The organism is Streptomyces sp. UNOC14_S4 (assembly GCF_020740835.1).
Classification (GTDB): Bacteria; Actinomycetota; Actinomycetes; order Streptomycetales; family Streptomycetaceae; genus Streptomyces.
The window spans coordinates 1-10,197 of the sequence record NZ_JAINFC010000269.1 but is presented as its reverse complement, the minus strand read 5'-3'; the positions used below and the strand labels follow the sequence as shown (position 1 = coordinate 10,197).

General features: G+C 75.5%; 2 protein-coding genes and 1 pseudogene. All 3 read right to left on the bottom strand.

Going from position 1 to position 10,197, the window contains the following annotated elements:
* Positions 1-8,068, bottom strand: an 8,068-nt coding sequence (locus tag K6I34_RS22700; RefSeq protein ID WP_374230992.1) for a type I polyketide synthase, incomplete at its 3' end; no start/stop codon positions are given.
* Positions 8,069-8,161: 93 nt separating this feature from the next.
* Positions 8,162-8,212: pseudogene (locus K6I34_RS38960) on the bottom strand (polyketide synthase docking domain-containing protein); the annotation flags it as partial.
* Between the two features lie 71 nt (positions 8,213-8,283).
* Positions 8,284-10,197 (bottom strand): beta-ketoacyl reductase (locus K6I34_RS22695; RefSeq protein WP_229328172.1); only part of this gene is annotated, 1,914 nt, incomplete at its 5' end.

Sequence of the window (10,197 nt, the reverse complement as noted above, 5' to 3'; positions counted from 1 at the left end):
GGTGTTGGGTGGGGGTGAGGCCGAGGTCGGTGGCGTCGGTGTGCTGGGTGCCGGCGTCGAGCCAGTAGCGCTCGTGCTGGAAGGCGTAGGTGGGCAGGGGGATGTGGCGTGCGCCGGTTCCGGCGAAGTGGGCCTGCCAGTTCACGGGGACGCCGTGGTTGTGGAGTTCACCCAGGGCGGCGACGAGGGTACGGGCCTCGGACTGGTCGCGTCGCAGGGCCGTGACCACGAGACGTTCGCCGTCTGTGGTGTCTGTGGTGTCTGTGGTGTTGAGGGTGTCGTGGGTGAGGGGGGTGAGGATGGCGTCGGGGCCGAGTTCGATGTAGGTGGTGGTGCCGGTGGTGTGGAGGGTGTGGAGGGCGTCGGCGAAGCGGACGGGTTGGCGTATTTGGTTGATCCAGTAGTCGGGTGTGGTCCAGTCGTCGGTGATGAGGGTGCCGGTGACGGTGGAGACGGCGGGGATGTGGGGTGGCTGGAAGTTGAGGGTGGTGACGATGGTGCGGAAGTCTTCCAGCATGGGTTGCATGAGGGGGGAGTGGAAGGCGTGGGAGACGGTGAGGTGTTTGGTTTTGTGGCCTTGGGCTTTGAGTTGTTCGGCGATGCGGGTGGTGGTGTGGTGTTCGCCGGAGATGACGGTGGCGTGGGGGGCGTTGACGGCGGCGATGCCGACGGTGGCTTCGTGGCCGGTGAGGTGGGGGAGGACTTCTTCTTCGGTGGCCTGGACGGCGATCATGACGCCGCCTGCGGGGAGGGCTTGCATGAGGCGGCCGCGTGCGGCCACCAGGCGTGCGGCGTCCTCCAGGGTGAGGACTCCCGCTACGTGGGCGGCGGCGATCTCGCCGATGGAGTGCCCGGCGAGGTAGTCGGGGCGTACGCCCCAGGATTCGACGAGGCGGAAGAGTGCTACTTCGAGGGCGAAGAGGGCGGGCTGGGTCCAGGCGGTGTCGTCCAGTCCTTCGCCTGATTCGATGACGTCGCGCAGGGGCCGGTCCAGGTGCGGGTCCAGGGCGGCGCACACCGCGTCGAAGGCCGCGGCGAACACGGGGAAGGCCGCGTACAGTTCCTCGCCCATGCCCACGCGCTGCGCGCCCTGCCCCGTGAAGAGGAAGGCCGTCCGCCCGGCGCGGGTCCCGGTGCCTCGTGTGACACCGGGAGCGCTCTGCCCGGCGGCCAGCGCGGCGAGCGCCGTCAGAAGCTCTTCGCGGTCGTCGCCGACGGTGATGGTGGCGCGGTGGTCGAGGGCGGTACGGGTGGTGGCCAGGGACCAGGCGATGTCCAGTGGCCTGAGCGCCGGGTCGGCCTCGGTGAGGGCGAGCAGCCGGGAGGCCTGTCCGGCGAGGGCTTCCGGCGTCTTCGCCGACAGCACCCAGGGCACCACCGGGGGCACCGCCGCAGGCGCCGCACCCGCCTCAGGATCCCCGCCGTCCTCCACCACCGGAGCCTGTTCGAGAATCATGTGCGCGTTGGTGCCGCTGATGCCGAAGGAGGAGACGGCGGCCCGGCGGGGCGCGCTCGTTTCCGGCCATGCGCGGGCCTCGGTGAGCAGTTCCACGGCTCCCGACTCCCAGTCGACATGCCGTGTGGGCTCGTCGACGTGCAGGGTCCTGGGCAGGACGCCATGCCGCATCGCCTGCACCATCTTGATGACGCTGCCGACGCCCGCGGCGGCCTGGGTGTGGCCGAGGTTGGACTTCAGCGAGCCCAGCCACAAGGGGCTGTCCGTGGGCCGGCCCTGTCCGTAGGTCGCCAGCAGGGCCTGCGCCTCGATGGGGTCGCCGAGCCGGGTGCCGGTGCCGTGCGCCTCGACGGCGTCCACATCGGCGCTGTTCAGCCCGGCGTTGGCGAGTGCCTGGCGGATGACGCGCTCCTGGGCGGGGCCGTTGGGGGCGGTGAGGCCGTTGGAGGCGCCGTCCTGGTTGACGGCCGAGCCGCGCAGGACCGCGAGCACCCGGTGCCCGTTCTTCCGCGCGTCCGACAGCCGCTCCACGAGCACCAGGCCGACGCCCTCGGACCAGCCGGTGCCGTCGGCGCCGTCGGCGAAGGAGCGGCAGCGGCCGTCCGGGGAGAGCCCGCGCTGGCGGGAGAACTCCACGAAGCCCATGGGCGTCGCCATCACGGTCACACCGCCGGCCAGCGCCAGCTCGCACTCGCCGTTGCGCAGGGCGTTCGCGGCCTGGTGGATGGCCACCAGCGACGACGAGCAGGCCGTGTCGACGCTGATCGCGGGTCCTTCGAAGCCGAAGGTGTACGCGACGCGGCCCGACGCGACGCTGCCGGCGTTGCCGCTCAGGAGGTAGCCCTCCATGTCCTCGGGGACGATGTGCACGCGGGAGGCGTAGTCGTGGTACATCACGCCGGTGAACACGCCGGTGCGGCTGCCGCGCAGGGCGGAGGCGGCGATGCCGGCGCTCTCCAGGGTCTCCCACGCGGTCTCCAGCAGCAGGCGCTGCTGCGGGTCCGTGGCCAGGGCCTCGCGCGGGGACATGCCGAAGAACCCGGGGTCGAAGTGGTCGGCGTCGTGCAGGAATCCGCCGTTACGGGTGTAGGAGGTGCCGGACCGCCCGGGGTCCGGGTCGTAGAGGTCGTCGAGGTCCCAGCCGCGGTCGGCCGGCCACTCGGTGACCGCGTCCACCTCGTCGGCGACCAGCCGCCACAGGTCCTCGGGCGAGGTGACACCGCCGGGATAGCGGCAGGCCATGCCCACGATCACGACGGGGTCCTCGGCCGTGGCGGCGGGAGCGGCCAGGGGGGCCGCGCTCCGGTCCGCGGGCCGTTCGTCGGAGATCCGTGCCGACAGGTAGGCGGCGAGGGCACCGGTGTTGGGGTGGTCGAAGACCAGGGTGGTGGGCAGGCGCAGACCGGTGGCCGTCTGCAGCCGGTTGCGGAGCTCGACGGCCGTCAGCGAGTCGAAGCCCAGCTCCTTGAAGGCGCGTTCGCCGTCCACGGCGGTGTCCGCGGAGTGCCCCAGCACCCCGGCGACATGGGTACGGACCAGCTCGGCCAGGACGCGGTCCCGCTCCCCGGGCGCGAGCGCGGCGAACCGCTGGGCGGGCGTGGCGCCGTCGCCGGTGCCGGCCGCGGCGCGGCGGCGGACGGCGGGGGCCAGCCCGCGCAGGAGCGGCGGGACGTCGTCCCGGCCGCGCAGCGCCGCGGCGTCCAGGCGGGTGACGGCCAGGACGGCCTCGTCCCGGCGGACGGCGGCGTCGAAGAGGTCCATGCCGTCCCGGGTGGTGAGCGGCAGCAGGCCCGAGCGCGCCATGCGCTTGATGTCGACGTCGTCCAGGTGGCCGGTGCTGGCGCTGGTCTCCTCCCACAGGCCCCAGGCGAGGGAGGTGGCGGGGAGTCCGAGGGCGTGGCGGTGGGCGGCGAGGGCGTCGAGGAAGGTGTTGCCCGCCGCGTAGTTGGCCTGTCCCGCGGTGCCGAGCAGGCCCGCGAGGGAGGAGAACAGTACGAAGGCGGACAGGCCCGCGTCGCGGGTGAGCTCGTGCAGGTTCCAGGCGGCGTCGGCCTTGGGCCGCAGCACCGCGTCGAGGCGGTCGGGGGTCAGGCCGGACAGCAGGCCGTCGTCGACCACGCCCGCGGTGTGGACCACGGCCGTCAGGGGGTGCTCGGCCGGGACCCGCGCCAGCGTCCGGGCCAGGGCCTCGCGGTCCGCGGTGTCGCAGGCGGCGAGCGTGACCTCGGCGCCCAGCTCCGTCAGCTCCGCGTGGAGTCCGGCCGCGCCCGGGGCGCCGGGGCCGCGCCGGCTGAGCAGGAGCAGGCGCGCGGCCCCGTGCCCGGTGACGAGGTGACGGGCCAGGGCGGCGCCCAGGGTGCCGGTGGCACCGGTGATCAGGACGGTGCCCTCGTGCCAGCGCGGTGCGGTGTTGTCCTCGGCCGCGGGGGAGCGGCGGGCCCGCGAGAGGCGCGGGACGAGGATCCGGCCCTCGCGCACGGCGGCCTGGGCCTCGCCGGAGGCCACGGCGGCGGCCAGCAGCGGGCCCGCCGTGGTGCCGTCGGCCGTCCCGTCGAGGTCGACGAGCAGGAACCGCCCCGGGTTCTCCGTGGCCGCCGAACGCAGCAGCCCCCAGACACCCGCGTGCGCGAGGCCGGTGACGTCGGTGCCGTCCCCGTCCCCGGCGGCCACCGCGCCGTGGGTCACCACGAGCAGCTTCGCGTCGGCGAAGCGCTCGTCCGCGAGCCAGTCGCGTGCCGTCCGCAGGACCTCGCGCGTGGCGGCGCGGGTGGCGTCGGCCAGGCCGCTCCCGTCCGGGCCCGCGTCCGCCGCCGGCAGCGGCAGGACGGCGACGGGAGGAGCGGCGGCCCCGCCCGCCACGGCGTCGGCCAGCTCGGGCAGACCGGCGTACGTACGGCCGACGCCGAGGCCCTGGCCGTGTGCGGCGTCGCCGAGCAGCACCCACTGCGCGAGATCGTCGGAGCCCCCGCCCGTGGCCGGTTCGGTCCGCTCCGCCCATTCCACACGGAACATGCCGTCCCGCGCGGTGCTGCCCGCCTCCGCCAGCGCGTCCTTCGACAGAGGCCGCAGGGTGAGCGAGCCGACACCGGCGACCGGCTGCCCCGTGCCGTCGGCCACCGTCAGCACGGCGCTCTGCGCGTCGGGGCCGGTGAGGGTCAGGCGGACGCGCAGGACCGTGGCACCGGTGGCGTGCACGCTGACGTCCGCCCAGGCGAACGGCAGCAGCGCGGGCCGCTCCTCCGCGGTCACGCCGGGCAGCAGGGTGTGCAGCGCGGCGTCGAGGAGGGCGGGATGGAGGGTGAACAGATGGGCGTCGGCGTGCTGTTCCTCGCCGAGGGCGACTTCGGCGAAGACGTCGTCGCCCAGGGTCCAGGCGCGGCGCAGCCCCTGGAAGGCCGGGCCGTACGCGTAGCCCTCGGCGGCCACCCGCTCGTAGGCGCCTGTCAGGTCCACCTCGGTGGCCCCGGCCGGCGGCCACACCAGCAGCTCGGCGTCCGGGGCGGGCTCCGCGGCGGGACGCAGGGTGCCCTCGGCGTGCAGTGTCCAGGACGGCTCGCCGCCGTCCTCGCCGTCGGGCCGGGAGTAGATGTGCAGGGCGCGCCGTCCCGAGTCGTCGGGTTCGCCGACGGACAGCTGGAGCTGGACGGCGCCCTTTTCGGGGAGTACGAGCGGGGCGGCGAGGGTGAGTTCTTCCACCGTGTCGCAGCCTGCTTGTTCGCCCGCGCGCAGTGCCATTTCCAGCAGGCCGGTGCCGGGTACGAGCACGGTGCCGGAGACGGCGTGGTCGGCCAGCCAGGGGTGGGTGCGGAGCGACAGGCGGCCGGTGAGGAGGTACGCGTCCCGGCCGGCCACTCCCAGCGCGGCGCCCAGCAGCGGGTGACCGGCGGTCACCAGGCCCAGCCCGGCGGCGTCACCGGGGGCGGCCGACGGGTCGAGCCAGTAGCGCTCGCGCTGGAAGGCGTACGTCGGCAGGTCGACGCGGCGGGCCCCGCTGCCGGTGAAGACCGTCTCCCAGTCCAGGGCGACGCCGCGGGTGAAGGCCTCGCCGAGCGAGAGCCAGAAGCGCTCCGGGCCGCCCTCGCCACGGCGCAGCGAACCCAGTACGGCGGCGTCGCGGCCGGTGGCCTCGATGGTCTCCTGCACGCCCACGGCCAGCACGGGGTGCGGGCTCGCCTCGACGAAGGTGGCGAACCCCTGCTCCACGAGGGCCCGCACGGCCTGCTCCAGTTCGACCGTCTGCCGCAGGTTGCGGTACCAGTAGTCGCCGTCGAGCTCGGTGCCGTCGACCCACTGGCCGGTGACGGTGGAGAAGAACGGGATGCTCGCCTTGCGGGGCCGCACGGGAGCCAGCAGCGTCGCCAGTTCGTCCCGCAGGAGCTCCACGTAGGCCGAGTGGGAGGCGTAGTCGACGTTGATGCGCCGCGCCCGGACGCCGTCGGCCTCGCAGGCGGCCAGGAGCTCCGTCAGGGCCTCCGTCTCGCCCGCGACGGCCACCGAGGAGGGGCCGTTGACGGCCGCGAGCTGGATGCGGTCGCCCCATGGGGCGACGCGCTCGCGCACCTCGTCGGCGGGCAGGGACACCGAGACCATGCCGCCCAGTCCGGCCAGCCCGCGGCCGATGGCCTGGCTGCGCAGCGTCACCACGCGGGCGGCGTCCTCCAGGGAGAGGATGCCGGCCACGCAGGCGGCCGCGATCTCGCCCTGCGAGTGGCCGACGACGGCCTGCGGCCGGACCCCGTGCGCGCGCCACAGCTCGGCCAGCGAGACCATCACGGCGAACAGGACGGGCTGGACGACGTCGACGCGTTCGACGGGCGGCGTGCCCTCGGCGCCGCGCAGCACGTCCTCCAGCGACCAGTCGGTGAACAGGGCCAGGGCGGCGCCGACCTCGGCCATGCGGGCGGCGAACACGGGCGAGGAGTCGAGCAGTTCGACGGCCATGCCGGTCCACTGCGAGCCCTGCCCGGGGAAGAGGAAGGCGGTCTTCGCCCCCGCGGCGGCGCGGCCGCGCGCCACGCCCGGCGCCGGCTCGTCCGCGGCCAGCGCCCGCAGCTGCGCGAGGGCGGCGTCCCGGTCGGGGGCGACGAGGACGGCGCGCTCCTCGAAGACGGCGCGCGAGGTGGCGAGGGACAGGCCCACGTCCGCGAGTCCGGCGTCCGCGAGTCCGGTGCCCGGCCCGTCCCCGAGCGCGGCCAGCAGCCGCTCCGCCTGGGCCGCCAGACCGGCGGGGGTCCTGGCGGACAGGGCCAACGGCACGGCGCCGAGCTCCATCGGGGCCACCCGCGCGGCGTCCGCGGGAGCGTCCTGGGCGGTGCCCTTTTCCGCGATGGCCCCCGCGATGCTCTCCCCCGCGATGCCCTCCGCGATGTCCTCGGCGGGCTGCTCGATGATGACGTGGGCGTTGGTGCCGCCCATGCCGAACGCGGAGACCGCGGCCCGGCGCGGCCTGTCCGTCTCCGGCCACGCGCGGGCCTCGGTGAGGAGGGCGACGGCGCCCGACTCCCAGTCGACGTGCGAGGTCGGCTCGTCGATGTGCAGGGTTCTGGGCAGCACGCCGTGGTGCATCGCCTGCACCATCTTGATGATGCCGCCGACGCCCGCGGCCGCCTGGGTGTGGCCGGTGTTGGACTTCAGGGAGCCCAGGAAGACCGGCTGCCCCTCGGGCCTGCCCTGGCCGTACGTGGCGAGGACGGCGCGCGCCTCGATCGGGTCGCCGAGCGTGGTGCCGGTGCCGTGGGCCTCGACCGCGTCGACGTCCGCGGCGGACAGGCCGGCGGAGGCGAGCGCCTGGCGGATGACGCGCTCCTGCGCCGGTCCGCTCGGGGCGGTGAGGCCGTTGGAGGCGCCGTCCTGGTTGACGGCCGAGCCGCGGATCACCGCGAGCACCCGGTGCCCGTTCTTCCGCGCGTCCGACAGCCGCTCCACCAGCAGCAGGCCGACGCCCTCCGACCAGGCGGTGCCGTCGGCGGCCGCCGCGAACGGCTTGCACCGCCCGTCCGGGGCGAGCCCGCGCAGCCGGGAGAACTCGACGAAGCCGGTCGGCGTGGACATCACCGCGGCGCCGCCGGCCAGGGCCAGGTCGCACTCGCCGCGGCGCAGCGCGTTCGCCGCCAGGTGCAGGGCCACCAGCGACGACGAGCACGCGGTGTCGACGGCGACCGCCGGGCCCTCCAGGCCGAAGGTGTAGGCGAGCCTGCCGGAGGCGATGCTGCCGGCGCTGCCGCTGTACAGGTAGCCCTCGAAGCCCTCCGCGGGCAGGTGCGGACGGGACCCGTAGTCCTGGTACATGAGGCCCGTGAACACCCCCGTGCGGCTGCCGCGGAGCTCCTGCGGGTCGATGCCCGCGCGCTCCATGGCCTCCCAGGCGGTCTCCAGCAGGAGCCGCTGCTGCGGGTCGGCGGCGAGCGCCTCGCGCGGCGAGAGCCCGAAGAACTCCGGCTCGAACAGGTCGGCGTCGTGCAGGAACCCGCCCTCGCGGACGTAGCTCTTGCCGGTGCGCCCGGGGTCCGCGTCGAAGAGGTCGTCCAGGTCCCAGCCGCGGTTGACGGGGAAGCCCGTCACCGCGTCCACCTCGTCGGCGACCAGCCGCCACAGGTCCTCGGGCGAGGCCACGCCACCGGGATAGCGGCAGGCCATGCCGACGATCGCGAGCGGTTCGTGTGCCTTTTCCTCCACTTCGCGCAGGCGCTTGCGCGCCTCGCGCGCGTCGGTGACGGCCCGCCTGAGGTACTCGCGGAGTTCCTTCTCGTCAGCCACGTGCGTTCAGCTCCAGAGAGTCGTGCCCGGCCTGTGCCGGTGGGAATGGGGGTGCGGTTCCGAGGCGCGGGTCAGTCGAGTTCGTCCACGAGGGCGAAGAGCTCTTCGTCGCTCGCCGACGCGAGGTCGTCGTGTCCGGTGTCGCCGGACACGGATCCGCTCGCCCCGCCGCCGGCCGCGGCGGCGAGGTCCAGCAGGGCGCGCAGCCGCTCGGTGATCCGGTCGTACGCGTCGCCGTCCATGGCCGCCGCCCGGAGCGCGGCCTCCACGCTGTCGAGCCCGGCGAGGGCCGGACCGGCGGCCGACGTGTCGTCGACGAGCTCTCCGCGCAGGTGGGCCGCGAGGTGGCCGGGGCTGGGGTGGTCGAACACCAGCGTGGTGGGCAGCCGCAGTCCGGTCGCCGCGTTGAGCCGGTTGCGCAGCTCCACGGCGGTCAGCGAGTCGAAGCCCAGCTCCTGGAAGGCACGGTCGGCCGCCACGGACGTGACGTCGGAGTGCCCCAGTACGCCGGCCACATGGGTACGGACGAGGTCGTTCAGCACCTGCTCCTGCTCGGGCGCGGGCAGCGCCGCCAGCTGTTCGGCCAGCGTCGGCCCGGCCCCGGTGCCGCCCGTGCCGCCCGTGCCGCCCGCGGCGGCCGACGGCCGCCGCGGAGCGCCGCGCACCAGGCCGCGCAGCAGCACCGGGGGCTCCGCGCCGGAGTCCCGCAGCGCGGCCACGGCCAGCCGGGTGACCGCGAGGACCGGCTCGCCCGTGGCGGGAGCCGCGTCGAACAGGGCCATCGCGTCGTCCGAGGCCAGGGGCAGCAGGCCCGAGCGCGCCAGGCGCTTGAGGTCCGCGTCGGCCAGGTGCCCCGAGAGAGTGCTGCTCTCCTGCCACAGGCCCCAGGCGAGGGAGGTGGCGGGGAGGCCGAGGGCGTGGCGGTGGGCGGCCAGCGCGTCGAGGAAGGTGTTGCCCGCCGCGTAGTTGGCCTGTCCCGCGGTGCCGAGCAGGCCCGCCACCGACGAGTACAGCACGAAGGCGGACAGGTCCGCGTCGCGCGTGAGCTCGTGCAGGTTCCACGCCGCGTCGATCTTGGGCCGCAGCACGTTCCGCAGCTGATCGTCCGTCATGCCCGTGAGCACGCCGTCCTCCAGGACGCCCGCGGTGTGGACCACGGCCGTCAGCGGGTGCTCGGCCGGGACCTGCGCCAGCGTCCGGGCCAGGGCCTCGCGGTCGACCACGTCGCAGGCGGCGAGCGTGACCTCGGCCCCCAGCCCGGTGAGCTCCGCGCGGAGCTCACCGGCGCCGGGCGCGTCCGCGCCGCGCCGGCTGAGGAGCAGCAGGCGGCGGGCGCCGTGCTCCGTGACGAGGTGGCGGGCCAGGACGGCGCCGAGGGCGCCGGTGGCACCGGTGATCAGCACCGTGCCCTCGTCCCAGCGCGGCGTCCCGCCCTCGCCGGCCGCCGGGCCCGTACGGCCCAGCCTCGGCACCAGGGCGCGGCCGGAGCGCACCGCGACCTGCGGCTCGCCCGTGCCCAGCGCCGTCTCCAGCGGGGTGCCCGGTGCCTCGGTGGCCGCCTCGTCGAGGTCCACGAGCACCAGGCGGCCCGGGTTCTCGGTCTGTGCCGAGCGCAGCAGGCCCCACACTCCGGCGTGTGCCAGGCCGGGGACGTCCTCGGCACCGGCGGCCACGGCCCCGCGGGTGACCACGGCGAGCCGGGCCCCTTCGAACCGCTCGTCCGCCAGCCACGCCCTGACCAGGCCGAGCGTGTCCAGCAGAGCCGCGTGGGCGGACTCCGCGACATCGGCTCCGCGCGCCGCGGCCTGCGCGGCCGGCGTGGCGAGGACCACATCCGGCACGGGGGCGCCCGCGGACACGTCCGCGGCGAGCGCGTCGAGACCGGCGTACCGGCGGGCCCGGTCCACGGACGGCAGGCCGTCGCCCAGCACGGCCCAGTCGGCCGGGTCCACCGGGCGGCCGGTGCCGTCCCCGGCCGACTGGGC